Raw genomic sequence first — 20,513 nt, 5'->3', positions numbered from 1 at the left:
AAAATGGGTCAATCACACATGTTACTTCAGGCAATTCTGACAGGCACAAGTGCGTTTTTTGAACCACTATTGAGTTATCTGGCTTACGGGGGAAAACAATGGAAAAACCATTAAATGGAAAACAGATCCTGATCGTGGAAGATGAGGTGGTTTTTCGCTCCCTGCTGGAAAATTTCTTATACTCGCTTGGCGCTACACTGCTGGTCGCCAGCGACGGTCTTGATGCTATCGAAACGTTGCGCTTTCATCAGCCCGACTTGCTGATTTGCGATTTAGAAATGCCCCGTATGAACGGCATCAAGCTAGTGGAACATTTACGCACCCATGGCAATCAAGTTCCCATTCTGGTCATCTCCGCTACCGAGCAGATGTCCGATATCGCGCATGTCCTGCGTCTTGGCGTACAGGATGTGCTGCTCAAACCGATCAGAGACATGGAGCGCCTGCGCGAGGCGGTCTATGAATGTCTTTATCCTTCCATGTTTACTTCCCAGGTGGAAGAAGAAGAACAGCTGTTTCAGGACTGGGATGCATTAGTTAGCGATCCCAGCGCGGCCGCCAAACTGCTTAAGCAACTTCAGCCGCCGGTTCAGCAGGTTATCGCAAACTGCCGCATGAACTACCGCCAGTTAACGATGGCGGAACAGCCTGGACTGGTCCTGGATATCGCCGCGCTATCGGATAACGATCTGGCCTTTTACTGCCTTGACGTTACCCGCGCTGGCGATAATGGCGTGCTGGCTGCACTACTGTTACGCGCGCTATTCAACGGGCTGTTGCAGGAGCAGCTTTCCGGACAAAAACAGCGTTTGCCTGAATTAAGCAGCGTGCTTAAACAGGTTAATATGTTATTGCGTCAGGCAAATCTTAAAGGGCAGTTTCCATTATTAGTCGGGTATTATCATCAGACCTATAAAAACCTGATTTTGGTCTCGGCCGGCTTAAACGCAACGCTGAACATTAGCGGACAAGAAATACAGCTTAGAAATGGTGTGCCTTTAGGCACTATGGGCAGTACACATCTCAACCAAATTAACCAGCAGGGTGATGCCTGGCAATGTCAGGTATGGGGGAATGGAGGACGGCTGCGTCTGATGCTGTCGCCTGAATAATAAGCGAATGCTTTTTATTTTTACGCCGCACAGACAGACCTTAGTATAAGTTTTACACTTGGGTAATAATCTTAATTTCGCCGGAAAGAAGTTATCCAGGATAAATCCGGCGTCCCTGAACTGATATACTCGTTTCGTTTTTTAAATCGACATATCAAGTATTAACTTGAACGGCCTATAAGAGAGGTATCTTAATGTCTGCCTATAAGTCAAAAGTAAAAAAAGCGGTAATCCCCGTTGCCGGTTTAGGGACGCGCATGCTGCCCGCAACCAAAGCCATCCCAAAGGAAATGTTGCCGCTGGTTGATAAGCCGTTAATTCAGTATGTCGTTAACGAATGTATCGCTGCCGGGATTAATGAAATCGTACTGGTTACGCACTCGTCTAAGAACTCGATTGAAAACCATTTTGATACCAGTTTTGAGCTGGAGGCGATGCTGGAAAAACGCGTTAAGCGCCAGCTGCTGGACGAAATTCAGTCAATTTGTCCGCCGCACGTCACTATCATGCAGGTGCGTCAGGGCATCGCTAAAGGCCTGGGCCACGCGGTCATGTGCGCGCATCCGCTGGTTGGCGATGAGCCGGTTGCGGTTATTCTGCCTGACGTGATTATCGATGAGTATGAGTCTAACCCGACCAAAGATAACCTTGCTGAAATGCTGAACCGTTTCGACGAGAGCGGCCGCAGCCAGATTATGGTTGAGCCGGTAGCGGACGTTACCGCTTACGGCGTGGTCGATTGTCAGGGTGCGGAACTGCAGCCAGGCGACAGCGCGCCGATGGTTGGCGTGGTAGAAAAACCGAAAGCGGACGAAGCGCCGTCTAATCTGGCCGTTGTGGGTCGTTATGTGCTTTCCGCTGATATTTGGCCGCTGCTGGCGAAAACCCCTCCGGGCGCGGGCGGTGAAGTGCAGCTGACCGACTCCATCGCTATGCTGATGGAAAAAGAAACAGTTGAAGCTTATCACCTGAAAGGCGTTAGCCATGACTGCGGCAACAAGCTGGGTTATATGCAGGCTTTCGTTGAGTATGGTCTGCGTCATCCGTCACTGGGCAGCGATTTCAAACAGTGGCTGAACGATACAGTTGAAAATAAAAAGTAATTCACACAGCAACAGGATAACGCAATGAAAGTCACCGTATTTGGTATCGGCTATGTGGGTCTGGTTCAGGCTGCGGTATTGGCCGAAGTCGGACATGACGTTCTTTGTATTGATGTCGACGAAAACAAAGTCGAAAATCTGAAGAAAGGGATCATTCCCATTTATGAGCCAGGTTTGACGCCGCTGGTTAAGCAAAACTATGAAGCGGGTCGACTGAACTTTACTACCAACGCCGAAGAGGGCGTTAAACATGGCGTTATGCAGTTTATCGCCGTGGGAACGCCGCCGGACGAGGATGGCTCTGCCGATCTGAAATATGTTACTGCGGTAGCGTGTACCATTGCTCAGCATATGGATGAGCATAAAGTGGTGCTGGATAAATCTACCGTACCGGTTGGCACCGCCGATCGCGTACGTAGCGTAATGCAGGAAACCCTTAACGCGCGTGGGCTGGATCTGACCTTTGATGTGGTCTCTAACCCAGAGTTCCTGAAAGAAGGGGCCGCGGTAAGCGACTGTATGCGTCCTGAGCGTATCGTCGTCGGTACGGATAACGATGAAGTTGTTGAACTGCTGCGCGAGCTGTATGAGCCGTTTAACCGCAACCACGATCGTCTGATTCTGATGGATATTCGTAGTGCTGAGCTGACCAAGTATGCGGCGAACTGCATGCTGGCGACCAAAATCAGCTTTATGAATGAAATCTCCAACCTGGCGGAACGCCTGGGCGCGGATATCGAAAAAGTGCGTCAGGGTATTGGTTCAGATTCCCGCATTGGCTATCACTTTATTTATCCTGGCTGCGGTTACGGCGGTTCTTGCTTCCCGAAAGATGTGCAGGCGCTGATCCGTACGGCGGAAACCATTGGCTATAAACCTCGTCTGCTGCAGGCGGTGGAAGCGGTTAATGACGATCAGAAACTGAAGCTGCCAACCTTTATCAAACGCCATTTTGGTGAAGATCTTAAGGGTAAAACTTTTGCGCTGTGGGGACTGTCATTTAAGCCCAACACCGACGATATGCGTGAAGCGTCGAGCCGCGTGCTGATGGAAACGCTGTGGGCTGCCGGCGCGACGGTACAGGCGTTTGATCCGGAAGCGATGGATGAAGCGCAGCGCATCTACGGTCACCGTGCGGACCTGAAGCTGATGGGAACAAAAGAAGCCGCTCTGCAAGGTGCAGACGCGCTGGTTATTTGTACCGAATGGCAGAACTTCCGCGCGCCGGACTTCGATGTGATTAAAAATGCCTTAAAACAACCCGTGATTTTTGATGGTCGTAACCTGTATGATCCAGAAAGAATTAGCAAACGCGGTTTTGTTTATTATGCAATTGGCCGCGGAGCGTCTATTCAAGTTGCATAATTAATGAGGTAAATATGAACTATCTGGTTACCGGCGCGGCAGGGTTTATTGGTTTTCACGTTACCCAACGCCTTCTGTCGGCCGGTCACCAGGTTGTCGGTCTCGACAACCTGAATGATTATTACGATGTAAATCTCAAACGTGCCCGCCTTAATCAAATCACTTCTTCTGATTTCACTTTTATCGAAGGCGATTTATCTGACAGAGACGCAATAGCCTCACTGTTTGCACAGCATCGTTTCCAGCGCGTTATTCATCTGGGAGCGCAGGCAGGAGTTCGTTATTCTATTGATAATCCGCACGCTTATGCTGATGCCAATCTGACCGGGCACCTTAATATTCTCGAAGGCTGTCGTCATCATAAAATTGAGCATTTGCTGTACGCCTCTTCCAGCTCTGTTTACGGCCTGAACCGTAAAATGCCATTTTCTACCGATGACAGCGTAGACCATCCGGTTTCGCTTTATGCGGCGACGAAAAAAGCCAATGAGCTGATGTCTCATACCTATTCACATCTGTATGGCATCCCCACTACCGGTTTGCGCTTCTTTACCGTCTACGGACCGTGGGGACGTCCGGATATGGCTCTGTTCAAATTCACCCGGGCTATTATCGCCGGGGAAAGTATTGATGTGTATAACAACGGCGAAATGCGCAGGGACTTCACTTATATCGATGATATTACCGAGTCTATTTTCCGTTTGCAGGATGTGATTCCGCAAAAAGATCCTGACTGGACGGTGGAAACCGGCTCGCCTGCCACCAGCTCCGCACCTTATCGCGTCTATAATATCGGTAATAGTCAGCCTGTTACTTTGATGGCTTATATAGAGGCGCTGGAGAAAGCGCTGGGAATAGAAGCGCAGAAAAATATGCTGCCGATGCAGCCGGGCGATGTGCTGGAAACCAGCGCGGATACACAGGCGTTGTTTGATGTGATTGGATTTAAACCGCAAACGGGCGTAGAAGAGGGTATCAGGCGCTTTGTCGAGTGGTATCGTGCTTTTTATAAGGTCTGATAAGTATTAATAAAAAAAGGAAGCCAGTGGGCTTCCTTTTTTTGGGTGTGGCCTGGCGTGACAAATACGACAAAAAGACCAATAAAAAACCCCATAGCGAAATGGGGTTAAGAGAAGCACCCTGAACAGGAATTACAGCAGAAAATCATCCAGCTGCTTGCCTTCCTCTTCAATGGCTTTCTTGATTACCGCAGGAGTACGGCCCTGGCCAGTCCAGGTTTTGCTTTCGCCATTTTCATCAACGTATTTATATTTAGCCGGACGCGCAGCGCGCTTGGCTTTGCCACTTGTTTTTGTTGCTGCCATAGTTTGCAGCAGTTCATTTGGGTCAATGCCATCGGCAATCAGCATTTCGCGGTACTGTTGAAGTTTACGCGTACGCTCTTCAATTTCAGCCTGCGCCTGACTTTCTTCTTCACGGCGCTCATTAACAACCACTTCCAGTTTTTCCAGCATTTCTTCCAGAGTTTCCAGAGTGCATTCTCTGGCCTGGGCGCGCAGTGTACGGATGTTGTTCAGAATTTTAAGTGCTTCGCTCATTGTCCTAATCTCAAAATATATTGGGTGGGAGAAATGTTCTGCCTGATAATAATAGAGGTGGAAAAAAGGAACTGCAATAGTTAATTTTGTAAGAAATTCACAAAGTCTTATTAAAGTGAGATTTGCATAACGCAATTGGCGGAAAGTTATAGTTGTCTCAGGCGAAAATAAGCACGCCGCATTAAAGTCTATACTTAAACAGCCTTAGGTTTACAGGGGATTATCTGTTCAGCTAAGCGGCTGGAATCATCGTATAACCTAAAGAGTTAGCATCATTACGCTTAAAGCGCTAAGGCTCAGCGCGGGTAAAAAAGGGCCATAATAAGAACCGGGCTTGAGGTTTTATCATTTAATGCCACAACCTGGATTAAGCGCCAGCGGCCAGGGATGTTAAACAAGCGCCGCGGTTAAAGAAGTTAATCCTGGAGTAGGTTATCCCGCCGGAATCACTGACGCTATGATACAATCGCCCGGTTTTTTCGTTTAACCCTTTTGGCGGAGTTCAGCCCTATGGCTCAGCTTTATTTCTATTACTCGGCGATGAATGCCGGGAAATCCACCGCATTGTTGCAGTCTTCTTATAATTATCAGGAAAGAGGTATGCGGACTTTGGTCTGGACGGCCGAGATAGACGATCGCTTTGGCAGTGGTAAAGTAAGTTCACGCATCGGCCTTTCTTCACCGGCTAAATTGTTTAACAATCAGACTTTACTGATGCATGAAATTACTGAAGAACATGAAAAAAAGCCGGTACATTGCATCCTGGTCGATGAATGCCAATTTCTGACGCGTGAACAAGTTCGGGAACTTTCCGATGTAGTCGATTATCTGGATATACCGGTATTATGCTACGGCCTGCGTACTGATTTCCGGGGTGAGTTATTTAGCGGAAGCCAGTATTTATTAGCCTGGGCCGATAAACTGATCGAATTAAAAACCATTTGCCACTGCGGCCGCAAGGCCGGCATGGTGCTGCGTCTGGATAGCGAGGGCAGACCCTACGCAGAAGGCGAGCAGGTGGTCATCGGTGGTAACGAGCGTTACGTCTCCATGTGTCGTAAGCATTATAAAGAAACGCTGGCTAAGGGCGTTTTACAGCCGACAGAGCGCCCCTGAAAGGGCTACCTATAGCGCGTGAATTTAGAAACGCTACGGTGGCTTACAGGGCGTTATACGCAGGAAGTGAAAAGGTCTTTCAGGCAGGGCAGCAGGGAGCCGCTTTATTGCGGCGATAAAAAAACCCGCCGAGGCGGGTTTTTTTGTTAACGGACTATCAAACTTTTTTGGCTTTCTTCTCGACTTTAGCGCCTTTGATCGGCTGAGCGCTGAGCGCTTCAGAAACGGATTCAAAGGGTTCTGCATATTCGCGGCCGTAGAAGGTATCCAGCATAATCTGTTTCAGTTCAGCAATCAGCGGATAACGCGGGTTAGCGCCGGTACACTGATCATCAAAGGCATCATCAGCCAACTTATCAACTTTCGCCAGGAAGTCAGCTTCCTGAACGCCCGCTTCACGGATAGATTTCGGGATCCCCAGCTGCGCTTTCATCTCTTCCAGCCACGCCAGCAGTTTTTCAATTTTCTGCGCGGTGCGGTCGCCAGCGGCGCTCAGACCAAGATGGTCGGCGATTTCGGCATAACGGCGGCGCGCCTGCGGGCGATCGTACTGGCTGAAGGCGGTCTGTTTGGTCGGGTTGTCATTCGCGTTATAGCGAATCACATTCGAGATTAACAGCGCATTAGCCAGACCGTGCGGAATATGGAACTCTGAACCCAGTTTATGCGCCATAGAGTGACATACGCCGAGGAAAGCATTCGCAAAAGCGATACCGGCAATGGTTGCGGCGTTATGAACGCGTTCACGAGCTACCGGGTTTTTCGCGCCGTCGCGATAGCTGTCCGGCAGGTTTTCCTTCAGCAATTTCAGCGCCTGCAGCGCCTGACCGTCAGAGTATTCATTGGCCAGCACGGAAACGTAGGCTTCCAGCGCATGGGTTACCGCATCAAGGCCGCCAAACGCGGCCAGCGATTTCGGCATATTCATGACCAGGTTCGCGTCCACAATGGCCATATCCGGCGTCAAAGCATAATCAGCCAGCGGATATTTTTGGCCGGTCGCGTCGTCGGTCACTACCGCAAACGGCGTAACTTCAGAACCGGTACCTGAGGTAGTAGTGACGGCGATCATTTTCGCCTTCACGCCCATTTTCGGGAACTTGTAGATGCGTTTACGAATATCCATAAAGCGCAGCGCCAGCTCTTCAAAATGGGTTTCAGGATGCTCGTACATCACCCACATGATTTTGGCCGCATCCATCGGCGAGCCGCCGCCAAGGGCGATAATCACATCCGGTTTAAAGGAGTTCATCTGTTCCGCGCCTTTGCGTACAATGCTCAGCGTCGGATCGGCTTCTACTTCGAAGAAGATCTCGGTTTCTATGCCGTGCGCTTTCAGCACAGAGGTAATCTGATCGGCATAGCCGTTATTGAACAGGAAGCGGTCAGTAACGATAAAAGCGCGTTTCGCTCCGTCGGTCGCCACTTCTTCCAGAGCGATAGGCAGGGAACCGCGGCGGAAATAGATAGATTTAGGAAGTTTGTGCCACAACATATTTTCAGCTCGCTTGGCGACGGTTTTCTTATTGATAAGATGTTTAGGGCCGACGTTTTCAGAAATTGAGTTGCCGCCCCATGAACCGCAGCCCAGCGTCAGAGAAGGCGCCAGTTTAAAGTTATACAGGTCACCGATACCGCCCTGAGAAGCCGGCGTGTTAATCAATATGCGCGCGGTTTTCATTTTGTCGCCAAAATAATTAACGCGGTCATGCTGGTTATCCTGGTCGGTATACAGGCAAGAGGTGTGACCGATACCGCCCATGGCGACCAGTTTTTCAGCTTTTGCCACCGCCTGCTCAAAATTCTCGGCACGATACATCGCCAGCGTCGGCGACAGTTTTTCGTGAGCGAAAGGTTCAGATTCATCGACCCGCTGGACTTCGCCAATCAGAATTTTAGTGCTGGCCGGTACGTTGATGCCGGCCATTTCGGCAATTTTTACCGCCGGCTGACCCACGATAGCCGCATTGAGGCCGCCATTTTTCAGAATGATATCCTGTACCGCTTTCAGTTCGGCGCCCTGCAGCAGGTAGCCGCCGTGGCTGGCGAAACGCTCACGTACCGACTCATATACCGCGTCCACCACGATAACTGACTGCTCTGAAGCGCAGATCACGCCGTTATCGAAGGTTTTCGACATCAGAATAGACGCCACGGCACGTTTGATATCGGCGGTTTCGTCGATAACCACAGGGGTATTACCCGCACCCACGCCGATAGCCGGTTTACCGGAGCTGTAGGCGGCTTTCACCATACCGGGACCGCCGGTTGCCAGGATCAGGTTGATGTCGGGATGGTGCATCAGCTGATTAGAGAGCTCAACGGAAGGCTGATCGATCCAACCGATAATATCTTTCGGCGCACCGGCGGCGATAGCGGCCTGCAGCACAATATCTGCGGCTTTATTCGTGGCGTCTTTAGCACGCGGATGCGGAGAGAAGATGATACCGTTACGGGTTTTAAGGCTAATCAGCGCTTTAAAAATAGCGGTTGAGGTTGGGTTGGTGGTAGGAACGATACCGCAAATCAGCCCGGTGGGTTCAGCAATCGTGATGGTACCGAAGGTTTCGTCGGTTTCCAGAATGCCGCAGGTTTTTTCATCTTTATAAGCATTGTAAATATACTCAGACGCAAAGTGGTTTTTAATCACTTTGTCTTCCACAATACCCATGCCAGATTCTGCTACCGCCATTTTTGCCAGCGGAATACGCGCGTCGGCAGCAGCCAGCGCGGCGGCGCGGAAAATTTTATCAACCTGCTCTTGAGTGAAATTGGCGTATTCGCGCTGCGCTTGTTTTACACGTTCAACAAGTGCGTTAAGTTCAGCGACATTGGTAACGGCCATAATGCTCTCCTGATGGAAGTTAAACTCTTTTAGTAAACAAGCCTGATGAAAGATGGGGCGTTACGCTTTACGGAGCGTGCAAATAACGCGTTTTGCGCTTTACTTACTCCATGCTGTTTACTGAAAGAGTTTCTATGGCGAAGGCGCTTTTGAACTGCAGCGCATCGTTATCAATTCCTTTTGATGGACTCAGCTTACCTGGAACGGGGTAGATGCTTGTTGATTTAGATCAATATTCCTTAAAGCTGACTCCTTTCAGCTTGATTCTTTTTTGACCGTAATCACAAATTTTCTCATCTACTGTTATAGCGGAAGGTTTTCGCATCATAGGCTAAACAAATTGTTAACAACAGATTTTGCGTCTCTTTATAGGTAAAAGTTAAGCTTATTATTCTGGCATTAGGCGCTGGCAAGTAGATGATATTTACATTAAATTAGGGCGGTTTTCATTGGCGCACTGGCGGAGTAGGTTGTGAATACCCTTGCACTGGATTTATCTGGCTATATTAAATTTTTTGTTGGCCTGTTTGCGCTGGTGAATCCCATCGGCATTATTCCTGTTTTTATCAGTATGACCAGCTATCAGCCGGCCGCGGAAAGAAACCGAACCAACCTGACGGCGAACCTTGCCGTGGCAATTATCCTCTGGACCTCGTTGTTTCTGGGCGACGCTATTCTGCATATCTTCGGCATATCCATTGACTCTTTCCGTATCGCCGGCGGCATACTGGTGGTGACGATTGCGATGTCGATGATTAGCGGTAAGCTGGGCGAGGATAAGCAGAATAAACAGGAAAAATCAGAAACGGCGGTGCGCGAAAGTATTGGCGTGGTACCGCTGGCGTTGCCCTTAATGGCTGGCCCGGGCGCGATCAGTTCGACCATTGTCTGGAGCACGCGCTATCACAGCTGGATCAACCTGCTGGCTTTTAGCATTGCCATTGCGCTATTTGCTTTTTGCTGTTGGCTGCTGTTTCGCGCCGCGCCGGTAATGGTGCGGGTGCTGGGGCAAACGGGCATTAACGTGATTACGCGTATCATGGGGTTATTACTGATGGCGCTGGGCATTGAATTTATCGTGACCGGTCTTAAAGCCAGCTTCCCGGGGCTGCTTAATTAATCTCTGCACACCGATGTAGTTATTACATCGGTATTACCCGCTGGGTTCACAACACGACTTAATTTTCCTTTTTAATTCCTTTTTGCTCCTTTCTGGTGCAATCGCATGCTTTGTATGCCTCTTTCTGGTGCAAATATTCATGTCGCTTAATAGAATAGGGTAATTATTAGCTTATCTGCTAATGCTTCTCTATCTTTCTCTTTCCCCCAGAAAAATGTGATTATTTTCACATCAGTTGCTGCGTTATTTTTTTCATTTATAAGGCTTTTATCAGGCATTTCGCTCGGGCTTTAGATGATCATTCTATGTAAAACAATTGTTATGATTCTTTGCTTGTTTTCCAGGTAATTATCTAATTTAGTCAGGGCTGGTGAGAGGGTGTGATACCTTTTTCTATTCATTATCAAAGGGTTAAGCGATAATTTATCGGAAAAAATAACGCTTCCGTGTTATGGGCGATCATGATAAAAGAGAAATAGATAACATTTTTACTATTTGTTTTTGGCACAAGAAAAATTCATCTGTTAACTTCCGGTTAAAGATTTTTCCGACTCTGGCAAAGTGAGAACGGATTTTGCTTTACAGCCTGCAGGTTACTTTTACGAGCAAAAGGTTTATGAATTCAGCAATCCATCAATATTATGGCAAAGCTGCAGTCGCCGTTCTCCTGACTTTGTCTGGTTATGCCCTGGCGGCCAGCGTGCCGCCTGGCATTCAGTTAGCTCAGGATCAAATCCTTACCATTAATAACGGTACCGAAGTCGCCTCGCTGGATCCGCATAAGACGGAAGGGGTGCCGGAAAGCGATATCATTGCTAATTTGCTGGAAGGGCTGATTTCAACGGATAACATGGGGCATCCGGTGCCTGGCGTTGCGCAGCAGTGGCAGCAGCAAAATAATGTCTGGACATTTACCCTGCGCCCGGATGCCCGCTGGAGCAATGGCGACCCGGTAACGGCAGCAGATTTTGTTTATAGCTGGCAACGGCTGGTGGATCCGAAAACGGCTTCGCCTTATGCCAGTTTTCTCCAGTACGCGCATATTGTGAATGTCGATGAGATTATTGCCGGTAAACAACCGCCGTCAGCATTAGGGGTGAAAGCGCTGGATGACCATCATCTGCAGGTGACGCTCAGTCAGCCGGTGCCTTATTTTACGGCAATGCTGGAAAATACCGCGCTGAGGCCGGTACATCGCCAGACTATTGAGCAGTGGGGCGATAAATGGACGCGCCCGGAGCATTACGTGGGCAACGGGGCTTATACGCTGAGCAGCTGGGTGGTAAATGAAAAAATTACGCTGAAGCGCAACCCGCGCTATTGGGATAATGCGCATACGGTGATTGAAACCGCTAACTTTTTGCCGATCAGCTCGGAAACCAGCGACGTCAACCGTTATCGTAGCGGCGGTATTGATATTACCAACAGCGCGATTCCCCCCGAACTCTTTCCGATGCTCAAAAAAGAGCTGGGCGCGCAGGTGCATGTTAGTCCTTATCTGTGTACTTTTTATTATGAATTGAATAACCAGCGTCCGCCGTTTAATGATGCGCGGGTGCGCACGGCGGTGAAATTAACCCTGGATCGCCAAATCATCGCTGAAAAAATTATGGGGCAAGGGCAAATTCCCGCCTTTGGCTTTACGCCGCCCTATATTAATGGGGCTAAATTTACCGCGCCCGCCTGGTTTACTCAGACGCAGGCAGAACGCAACGCCACAGCAAAACAGTTGCTGGCCGCGGCGGGCTATAGTGCGCAAAAGCCGCTGACCTTTACGCTGCTCTATAACACCTCCGATCAAAATAAAAAGCAGGCTATCGCCGCCGCCTCAATGTGGAAAAAAAATCTTGGCGCTAACGTCACGCTGCAAAATCAGGAATGGAAAACCATGCTGAATACCCGTCATGAGGGGAATTATGACGTGGCGCGCGCGACCTGGTGTGCTGACTATAACGAACCTTCATCTTTCCTGAATATGCTGCTGAGCGACTCTTCAACCAATACCGGCTTTTATCGTAGCCCGGCATTTGATGCATTGATGGCGAAATCGCTGGTGGCCGACGATGCGCAGCGCGCCGGGTTATATCAACAGGCGGAAGCGCAGCTGGATAAAGATTCAGCGCTGGTGCCGGTCTATTACCGCGTCAGCGTGCGGCTGGTGAAGCCCTGGGTGGGCGGCTACAGCGGCAAAGATGCGCAGGACCGACAGAACATTAAGAATTACTACATAACCCAACATTAATTCGCTGCCCGGGAGAGCGATAACGGGCGGTAGATGATGGCAGCCCTAAGAAAACAGGAAGCAAACCCTGTCCGGCTTCAGGTTCCGGAGCGCGTGGCAGGTAACCCGTACAGCGGGGGAAAGCCGCAGGTTACGACCGCGGTAATTATAAAAAACTGGAGTAAACATGACCAACATCACAAAAAAAAGCCTGGCGGCACTGGGCGTTATGGCAGCGCTGGGCGCATTAACCGTGAACAGCGCGCTGGCGGCCAATGTGCCGGCTGGGGTTCAGCTGGCGGAAAAACAGGAGCTGATCAGAGGCAACGGCGCCGAGCTGCAGTCGCTCGATCCGCATAAAGTGGAAGGGGTGCCGGAAGCCTATGTGAGCCGCGATCTGTATGAAGGGCTGGCGATTAACGACGCTGACGGCAAAATCCAGCCGGGCGTGGCGGAAAGCTGGGAAAGCAAAGAGGGCGGTAAAGTCTGGATCTTCCATCTGCGTAAAGATGTGAAATGGTCCAATGGCGAGCCGTTAACCGCCAATGATTTTGTCTACAGCTGGCGCCGTCTGGCCGATCCGAAAACCGCCTCGCCCTATGCCAGCTATCTGCAGTACGGCCATCTGCTAAACGTAGATGATATTATCGCGGGCAAAAAAGCGCCGGATACCCTTGGGATTAAAGCGGTTGATGACCATACGCTGGAAGTGACGCTGAGCGAAGCGGTGCCTTATTTTTATAAGCTGATTATTCATCATTCAATGTCGCCGGTGTATAAACCCGTTATCGAAAAATTTGGCGATAAGTGGACGCAGCCGGAAAACTTCGTCGGCAATGGCGCGTTTAAAGTAAAAGAGTGGGTCATTAACGAACGCCTGGTTTTAGAGCGCAACCCGCAATACTGGGATAACGCCCATACCGTACTGAACAAAGTCACCTTCCTGCCGATCTCTTCAGAAGTGACCGATGCGAACCGCTATCGCAGCGGCGGCAGCGATATGACCTATAACTATTTACCGATTGAGCTGTACCAGAAACTGAAAAAAGATATTCCGCAGGAAATTCATGCTGACCCGTATCTCTGTACCTATTATTACGAAATTAATAACCAGAAACCGCCATTTAACGATCCGCGCGTGCGTACCGCGCTGAAGCTGGGTATCGATCGCGATATTATCGTGAATAAAGTCAAAGCGCAGGGCGAAGACCCGGCCTGGAGCTATACGCCGCCGTTTACTGACGGCATTACCATGACCAAACCGGAATGGATGAACTGGACCCAGCAGAAACGCAATGAAGAAGCGAAAAAACTGTTGGCCGAAGCGGGCTATACGGCGGATAAGCCGCTCTCTTTCAGCCTGCTGTATAACACCTCCGATCTGCATAAAAAGCTGGCAATCGCCGCCGCCTCTATCTGGAAGAAAAACCTGGGCGTTGACGTGAAGCTGCAGAACCAGGAGTGGAAAACCTTCCTGGATACGCGTCATCAGGGCAACTTTGATGTCGCGCGCGCCGGCTGGTGTGCCGACTACAACGAGCCGACCAGTTTCCTGAATACCATGCTCTCTGACAGCAGCAATAACACTTCGCACTATAAGAGCCCGGCGTTCGATAAGCTGCTGGCGCAGGCATTAGGCGCGAAAGATGAAGCAACGCGCGGCCAGCTATATGGCGAAGCGGAAAAGCTGCTGGATAAAGATTCCGTAATCGTGCCGATCTACTACTACAAAAACCTGCGTCTGGTGAAACCTTACGTCGGCGGTTATACCGGTAAAGATCCGCTGGATAATTCGCACGATAAAGATCTGTATATCATCAAACATTAATGCAGGCTTCCGGGCGGCCGCAGGCTGCCCATTTTGAGCAAAATGGCCTCGCTATCCGGCTGAGGCCAGAGTCATCAGGTACGAGCAATGTTAAAGTTCATCCTGCGTCGCTGCCTTGAAGCAATCCCGACGCTATTTATTCTGGTTACCATCTCTTTTTTTATGATGCGCCTGGCGCCCGGCAGTCCATTTACCGGCGAACGCACCTTAACGCCGGAAGTAATGGCGAATATCGAGGCGAAATATCATTTAAACGATCCGATGTGGAAGCAGTATGCCGACTATTTAAAGCAGCTGGCCCACGGCGATTTTGGTCCCTCGTTTAAATATAAAGATTATACCGTTAATGATTTAGTGGCCGGCTCGTTCCCGGTTTCCGCGAAGCTCGGCGCGGCGGCTTTTATCTTTGCCGTCCTGTTGGGGGTGACGGCAGGCGTCGTCGCCGCGTTAAATCAAAACAGTAAATGGGATTATGTCGTTATGAGCGTGGCGATGACCGGCGTGGTCATCCCCAGCTTTGTTGTCGCGCCGCTGCTGGTATTAATTTTTTCCATCACCCTGAAATGGCTGCCCGGCGGCGGCTGGAACGGCGGCGCGCTGAAATTTATGATCCTGCCGATGGTGGCGCTGTCACTGGCTTATATCGCCAGCATTGCGCGTATTACCCGTGGATCAATGATTGAGGTAATGCACTCTAACTTTATTCGTACCGCGCGCGCGAAAGGGCTGCCGACGCGGCGTATTGTGTTACGCCACGCTTTAAAACCCGCACTGCTGCCGGTGCTATCTTATCTTGGCCCCGCCTTTGTCGGCATTATTACCGGCTCGATGGTGATCGAAACCATTTATGGGCTGCCGGGAATTGGTCAGCTGTTTGTTAATGGCGCGCTTAACCGTGACTATTCGCTGGTGCTGAGTCTGACGATTTTAGTCGGCACGCTGACTATTGTGTTTAATGCCATCGTTGACGTGCTGTATGCCGTTATCGATCCGAAAATTCGTTATTAATACCGGGGCTCGCCATGATTTTGAGTAAGAAAAATAGCGAAGCTCTTGATACATTCAGTGAAAAGCTGGAAGTGGAAGGGCGCAGCTTATGGCAGGATGCGCGTCGTCGTTTTATACATAACCGTGCGGCGTTGGCCAGCCTGTTTATTTTATTGCTGATCGCGCTGTTTGTGATTATCGCCCCCTGGGTTTCTCCCTTTGCCTATGACGATACCGACTGGGCAATGATGTCTGCGGCGCCGGATATGGAGTCAGGTCACTATTTTGGCACTGACTCGTCCGGGCGCGATCTGTTGGTGCGCGTGGCGATTGGCGGGCGCATTTCGCTGATGGTTGGCATTGCCGCCGCGCTGGTGGCGGTGGTGGTTGGTACCCTGTATGGCACGCTGGCGGGCTATCTGGGCGGAAAAACCGACTCCGTTATGATGCGCCTGCTGGAAATCCTTAACTCTTTTCCCTTTATGTTCTTTGTGATTTTGCTGGTGACCTTTTTCGGACAAAACATCCTGCTGATCTTTGTCGCTATCGGCATGGTTTCCTGGCTGGATATGGCACGTATTGTGCGCGGACAGACATTAAGCCTGAAGCGTAAGGAATATATTGAGGCCGCACAGGTTGGGGGGGTATCAACCATCAAGATTGTGCTACGCCATATCGTGCCTAACGTGTTGGGCGTAGTGGTGGTTTACGCCTCGTTGCTGGTGCCGGGCATGATTCTGTTTGAATCATTTCTCAGCTTTTTGGGGTTGGGCACCCAGGAGCCGCTCAGCAGCTGGGGCGCCTTACTGAGTGACGGCGCCAATTCGATGGAAGTGTCGCCCTGGCTGCTGCTTTACCCAGCAGGCTTTCTGGTGATCACGCTGTTTTGTTTCAACTTTATCGGCGATGGCCTGCGTGATGCCCTCGACCCGAAAGATCGTTAAGGAGTTTCCCGATGAGTATTATTGACGTTCAGCCAGCGATGGCGAAAAGCGCGGGAAGCGACTTACTGCTCGACGTAAAGGATTTACGCGTTACCTTTTCTACCCCGGACGGTGACGTCACGGCGGTAAATGATCTTAACTTCAGCCTGCGGGCGGGAGAGACATTAGGCATTGTCGGCGAATCTGGCTCGGGTAAATCGCAAACCGCTTTTGCCCTGATGGGGCTGTTGGCCAGCAACGGGCGTATCGAAGGCTCCGCGCGCTTTAACGGCCGCGAAATCCTGAACCTGCCAGAGAAGCAGCTTAATGCGCTGCGGGCAGAGCAGATCGCGATGATTTTCCAGGATCCGATGACCTCGCTGAATCCCTATCTGCGCGTAGGGGACCAGCTGATGGAGGTGCTGCAACTGCATAAAGGCATGAGCAGAGCGCAGGCGTTTGAAGAGTCGGTGCGCATGCTGGATGCGGTGAAAATGCCGGAAGCGCGCAAGCGTATGAAAATGTACCCGCATGAATTTTCCGGCGGCATGCGTCAGCGCGTCATGATCGCAATGGCGCTGCTTTGCCGACCCAAACTGCTGATTGCCGATGAGCCGACCACCGCGCTTGATGTGACGGTGCAGGCGCAAATCATGACGCTGTTGAATGAGCTGAAGCGCGAATTCAATACCGCCATCATCATGATCACGCACGACCTGGGCGTTGTGGCGGGCATTTGTAATAAAGTGCTGGTGATGTACGCCGGGCGCACTATGGAATATGGCAGCGCGCGCGACGTCTTCTATCATCCGGCCCATCCTTATGCGTTGGGGCTGCTGAATGCGGTGCCCCGTCTGGATACCGACGGCGAATCGCTGCTGACCATACCGGGCAATCCGCCTAACCTGTTACGCCTGCCGAAAGGGTGTCCGTTCCAGCCCCGTTGCCCGTATGCGATGGAAATCTGCGCCGCCGCGCCGCCGCTGGAAGCCTTTGGCGAAGGGCGTCTGCGCGCCTGCTTTAAGCCGGTGGAGGAATTAGTATGAACGCCGTAGCTGAGAAAAAAGTCCTGCTTGAAATCGCCGATCTTAAGGTGCATTTCGATATTAAAGATGGCAAACAGTGGTTCTGGCAGCCGTCGAAAACCCTGAAGGCGGTAGATGGCGTCAGCCTGCGTCTGTATGAAGGCGAGACGCTGGGCGTGGTGGGTGAATCCGGCTGCGGTAAATCAACGCTGGCGCGTGCGATTATCGGTCTGGTGAAGGCGACTGAGGGCCGCGTAGCCTGGCTGGGCCGCGATCTGATTGGTCAAAGCGACGAAGAGTGGCGCAAAGCGCGCAGCGATATTCAGATGATTTTTCAGGATCCGCTGGCCTCGCTGAACCCACGCATGAACATCGGCGATATTATCGCTGAGCCGCTGCGGACCTATCATCCCACCATGCCGCGTCAGGAAATAAAAGATCGTGTGAAGGCGATGATGATGAAAGTCGGGCTGTTGCCAAACCTGATTAACCGCTATCCGCACGAATTTTCCGGCGGTCAGTGTCAGCGTATCGGTATTGCACGCGCGCTGATTCTGGAGCCGAAACTGATCATTTGTGATGAGCCGGTATCGGCGCTGGACGTCTCTATTCAGGCGCAGGTGGTAAACCTGCTGCAGCAGCTGCAGCGTGAAATGGGGCTTTCGTTGATCTTTATCGCTCACGATCTGGCGGTGGTAAAACATATTTCCGACCGCGTGCTGGTGATGTATTTGGGACATGCGGTAGAGCTGGGCATCTATAGCGAGGTATATAACAACCCGCAGCATCCCTATACCCGCGCGCTGATGTCAGCCGTCCCGATCCCCGATCCGGACCGGGAGCAAAATAAAACTATCCAGCTGCTGGAGGGGGAGTTGCCTTCGCCGATCAACCCGCCGTCGGGCTGCGTATTCCGTACCCGCTGTCCGATTGCCGGGCCTGAGTGCGCGCAAACCCGCCCGCTGCTGGAAGGTAGCTTCCGTCATGCGGTTTCCTGCCTGAAGGTCGATCCGCTATAACCGTCCACTAAACAAAAGGCTGCCCAGGCAGCCTTTTTATGACGGCAGAGCGGGATTATTCACGCCACAGAATATGGCACAGCTTATGATCTTTCTCACGGCACAGCAGAACGCGGGCGAATACGTCGGTTACCGGTTCGCCTTCCGCTTCGCCGAGGCCAATCACCACTTCGGCGAAAAAGTCTGGGTTCAGATCGTAATCGACATGCTCGCGCCAGTCTTCGGAAGGATCAAACAGCTCTGCGCCGCCGCGTTCTTCAAACTGTAAATTAAACAGGATGATATCAGCCGGATCGAGGTTATCGCCCGCCAGCTCAAGGAAAATATCGTAAGCCTGTTCCAGCGTTTCATCTTCAGTAAGACGGTTATTTAAGTCCATCATTGATCCCGTATGCCCGCAGGCGTAATAGCATTTTCCGCACTTTTTACAGTAACGGGCTAAAGAAGTAAAACAGTCGTTCAACGATTCGCTGCCACCAGGGACGATGCGCCCAGCGTTTGGCATCCACCAGCCGGGAACGGGCGATATAATCGTCCTGCACGTGCGCCAAATCGCTGCCGAAGCCGTCGTCGTCAATTACCAGCGTGATTTCGAAATTCAGCCACAGGCTGCGCATATCAAGGTTAACGGTGCCTATCAGGCTCAGCTGTCCATCCACCAGCACGCTTTTGGTATGCAACAGGCCGCCTTCAAACTGATAAATTTTTACGCCTGCTTCCAGCAGCTCGGTAAAGAAAGCGCGACTGGCCCAGCCTACCAGCAATGAGTCGTTATGGCGCGGCACAATAATGCTGACGTCAACGCCGCGCAGCGCCGCCGTACAGATGGCATGCAGCAAATCATCGCTGGGCACAAAGTAGGGCGTGGTCATAATTAGCTGCTGGCGGGCCGAATAAACCGCCGTCAGCAACGCCTGATGGATCATATCCTCCGGGAAGCCGGGACCAGAGGCGATCACCTGAATAATATGCCCGCTCTCCTGTTCAAAAGGCATCACGTTGGTATCGGGCGGCGGCGGTAAAATGCGTTTACCTGTTTCAATTTCCCAGTCACAGGAGTAGATAATGCCCATGGTGGTCGCTACCGGGCCCTCCATCCGCGCCATTAAATCGATCCACTGACCGACGCCGGCATCTTGCTTAAAGTAGCGCGGGTCGACCATATTCATGCTGCCAGTGTAGGCGATATAGTTATCGATCAGCACCACTTTACGGTGCTGGCGTAAATCCATCCGGCGCAGGAATACGCGCAGCAGGCTGACCTGCAGCGCCTCAACCACGTCAATGCCGGCATTACGCATCATCGCCGGCCACTGACTGCGGAAAAAGGTGACGCTGCCTGCGGAATCCAGCATTAACCGACAGTGAACGCCGCGTCGCGCCGCCGCCATCAGCGACTCTGCCACCTCATCCGCCAGGCCGCCGGGATGCCAGATATAAAACACCATCTCGATATTATGGCGCGCCAGTTGAATATCACGGATCAGGGCTTTCATCGTATCGTCCGTGCTGGTCAACAGCTGCAGCTGGTTGCCTTTTACCCCGGCAATGCCCTGACGATTTTCACACAGCTGAAACAAGGAGCGCGCCACATCGCTGTGCTCGGTGGCGAAAATGGAATGGCAGCTTTTTAAATCATTGAGCCAGCGAGCGGTGGAGGGCCACATGGTACGGGCGCGTTCCGCCCGCCGTTTACCCAGATAGAGTTCGCCAAAAGAGAGATAAGCAATAATACCCACCAGCGGCAGAATATAAATGATCAGCAGCCAGGCCATTGCCGAGGTGACCGCGCGGCGTTTCATCAGAATACGCAATGTTACGCTGGCAATCAGTAACCAGTAGCCGAAAAACAATAGCCAGCTAATCAGAGTGTAGAACGTGGTCATAAAGTGGAAATCCGGTTCGCGCTTTGATGCAGGAAGTGTACGTGGAGATAGCCCCCTGCGAAACCCTTTGTCGCTAATCGGCAACAGAGAAGGATGTTGCCGGCGGACTAAAAGGTCTATAATGCGCCGCGTTGTTTGCCAATCGGACAAAAATGATGAAGCGAAGCAGAAATGAAGTTGCTCGCTGGCGTATGTTGCGTCAGGCCCAACGTAAAAAGGCGCGCTGGCTGGAAGGGCAGTCGCGGCGTTATCGGCGAATCCACGCTATCCGCCATCAGTTGGCGCAGCAGCAGCGTCGTTCAGTACTGTTTATCAACTATTTCTGGTAAGAAAAAAGGGAGCGGCCTGGCTCCCTTGATGTTTCTTTGAGGCTTTCAGCCCCCGTTTGTTTACCCGCCAGTCAG

General features: G+C 51.2%; 17 protein-coding genes. 13 read left to right on the top strand and 4 right to left on the bottom strand.

The genetic code is table 11. The annotated features are described in order from the left end of the window. The first annotated feature begins 98 nt into the window (after nt 1-98). From rssB to K6958_RS11365, 4 genes are all read left to right on the top strand, one after another. Nucleotides 99-1,112 (top strand): two-component system response regulator RssB, encoded by a 1,014-nt coding sequence (rssB, locus tag K6958_RS11380; protein ID WP_249891218.1) that lies wholly within the window; start codon nt 99-101, stop codon nt 1,110-1,112. Nucleotides 1,113-1,306: 194 nt separating this feature from the next. Continuing rightward, complete coding sequence (galU, locus tag K6958_RS11375) at nt 1,307-2,215, top strand: UTP--glucose-1-phosphate uridylyltransferase GalU (RefSeq protein ID WP_249891217.1); 909 nt, start codon at nt 1,307-1,309, stop codon at nt 2,213-2,215. A gap of 24 nt (nt 2,216-2,239) precedes the next feature. Beyond that, entirely contained in the window at nt 2,240-3,580 is a 1,341-nt protein-coding gene (locus K6958_RS11370) for a UDP-glucose dehydrogenase family protein (protein ID WP_249891216.1), read from the top strand. Nucleotides 3,581-3,594: 14 nt separating this feature from the next. Beyond that, nucleotides 3,595-4,599: an NAD-dependent epimerase gene (locus K6958_RS11365; protein ID WP_249891215.1), complete on the top strand. Its 1,005-nt coding sequence runs from the start codon at nt 3,595-3,597 to the stop codon at nt 4,597-4,599. Nucleotides 4,600-4,731: 132 nt separating this feature from the next. On the opposite strand, the gene hns is transcribed toward K6958_RS11365, so the two are convergent. Next, complete coding sequence (gene hns, locus K6958_RS11360) at nt 4,732-5,139, bottom strand: histone-like nucleoid-structuring protein H-NS (RefSeq protein ID WP_085071573.1); 408 nt, start codon at nt 5,137-5,139, stop codon at nt 4,732-4,734. Nucleotides 5,140-5,649: 510 nt separating this feature from the next. Here hns and tdk point away from each other — a divergent pair. After that, on the top strand, nt 5,650-6,255 hold the full coding sequence (tdk, locus tag K6958_RS11355) for a thymidine kinase (RefSeq protein ID WP_249891214.1): 606 nt from the start codon (nt 5,650-5,652) through the stop codon (nt 6,253-6,255). Nucleotides 6,256-6,412: 157 nt separating this feature from the next. Here tdk and adhE read toward each other — a convergent pair whose 3' ends face one another. Further along, nucleotides 6,413-9,100: a bifunctional acetaldehyde-CoA/alcohol dehydrogenase gene (gene adhE / locus K6958_RS11350; RefSeq protein WP_249891213.1), complete on the bottom strand. Its 2,688-nt coding sequence runs from the start codon at nt 9,098-9,100 to the stop codon at nt 6,413-6,415. 472 nt (nt 9,101-9,572) lie between these two features. Here adhE and K6958_RS11345 point away from each other — a divergent pair, with 472 nt between their 5' ends. From K6958_RS11345 to oppF, 7 genes are all read left to right on the top strand, one after another. Further along, a complete protein-coding gene (locus K6958_RS11345; RefSeq protein ID WP_249891212.1) occupies nt 9,573-10,220 on the top strand; it encodes a YchE family NAAT transporter in 648 nt (215 codons plus the stop codon). Between the two features lie 616 nt (nt 10,221-10,836). Then, nucleotides 10,837-12,462, top strand: a complete 1,626-nt coding sequence (locus tag K6958_RS11340; protein WP_249891211.1) for an ABC transporter substrate-binding protein — start codon at nt 10,837-10,839, stop codon at nt 12,460-12,462. A gap of 166 nt (nt 12,463-12,628) precedes the next feature. Further along, on the top strand, nt 12,629-14,269 hold the full coding sequence (gene oppA / locus K6958_RS11335) for an oligopeptide ABC transporter substrate-binding protein OppA (protein ID WP_249891210.1): 1,641 nt from the start codon (nt 12,629-12,631) through the stop codon (nt 14,267-14,269). A gap of 87 nt (nt 14,270-14,356) precedes the next feature. Further along, complete coding sequence (gene oppB, locus K6958_RS11330; protein WP_249891209.1) at nt 14,357-15,277, top strand: oligopeptide ABC transporter permease OppB; 921 nt, start codon at nt 14,357-14,359, stop codon at nt 15,275-15,277. Between the two features lie 14 nt (nt 15,278-15,291). Continuing rightward, nucleotides 15,292-16,200, top strand: a complete 909-nt coding sequence (oppC, locus tag K6958_RS11325) for an oligopeptide ABC transporter permease OppC (protein ID WP_085071579.1) — start codon at nt 15,292-15,294, stop codon at nt 16,198-16,200. An 11-nt stretch (nt 16,201-16,211) separates the two neighbouring features. Then, nucleotides 16,212-17,225: an ABC transporter ATP-binding protein gene (locus K6958_RS11320; protein WP_249891208.1), complete on the top strand. Its 1,014-nt coding sequence runs from the start codon at nt 16,212-16,214 to the stop codon at nt 17,223-17,225. After that, entirely contained in the window at nt 17,222-18,223 is a 1,002-nt protein-coding gene (gene oppF / locus K6958_RS11315) for a murein tripeptide/oligopeptide ABC transporter ATP binding protein OppF (RefSeq protein WP_249891207.1), read from the top strand. The genes K6958_RS11320 and oppF overlap by 4 nt, the downstream gene beginning before the upstream one ends. Before the next feature lie 55 nt (nt 18,224-18,278). On the opposite strand, the gene K6958_RS11310 is transcribed toward oppF, so the two are convergent. Beyond that, nucleotides 18,279-18,602 carry an HI1450 family dsDNA-mimic protein gene (locus K6958_RS11310; protein WP_085071582.1) on the bottom strand — a complete coding sequence of 108 codons (324 nt, stop codon included), beginning with the start codon at nt 18,600-18,602 and terminating at the stop codon, nt 18,279-18,281. A gap of 46 nt (nt 18,603-18,648) precedes the next feature. Next, nucleotides 18,649-20,109 carry a cardiolipin synthase gene (cls, locus tag K6958_RS11305; protein ID WP_249891206.1) on the bottom strand — a complete coding sequence of 487 codons (1,461 nt, stop codon included), beginning with the start codon at nt 20,107-20,109 and terminating at the stop codon, nt 18,649-18,651. Between the two features lie 155 nt (nt 20,110-20,264). Here cls and K6958_RS11300 point away from each other — a divergent pair, with 155 nt between their 5' ends. Next, nucleotides 20,265-20,438 (top strand): YciY family protein, encoded by a 174-nt coding sequence (locus K6958_RS11300; protein WP_133158584.1) that lies wholly within the window; start codon nt 20,265-20,267, stop codon nt 20,436-20,438. The last annotated feature ends 75 nt before the right edge of the window (nt 20,439-20,513 follow it).

The sequence above is a fragment of the Mixta hanseatica genome, from assembly GCF_023517775.1.
In the GTDB taxonomy this organism is placed as follows: Bacteria; Pseudomonadota; Gammaproteobacteria; order Enterobacterales; family Enterobacteriaceae; genus Mixta; species Mixta hanseatica.
The sequence above is the reverse complement of the archived record's forward strand: the minus strand, read 5'-3'. Positions and strand labels throughout refer to the sequence as shown.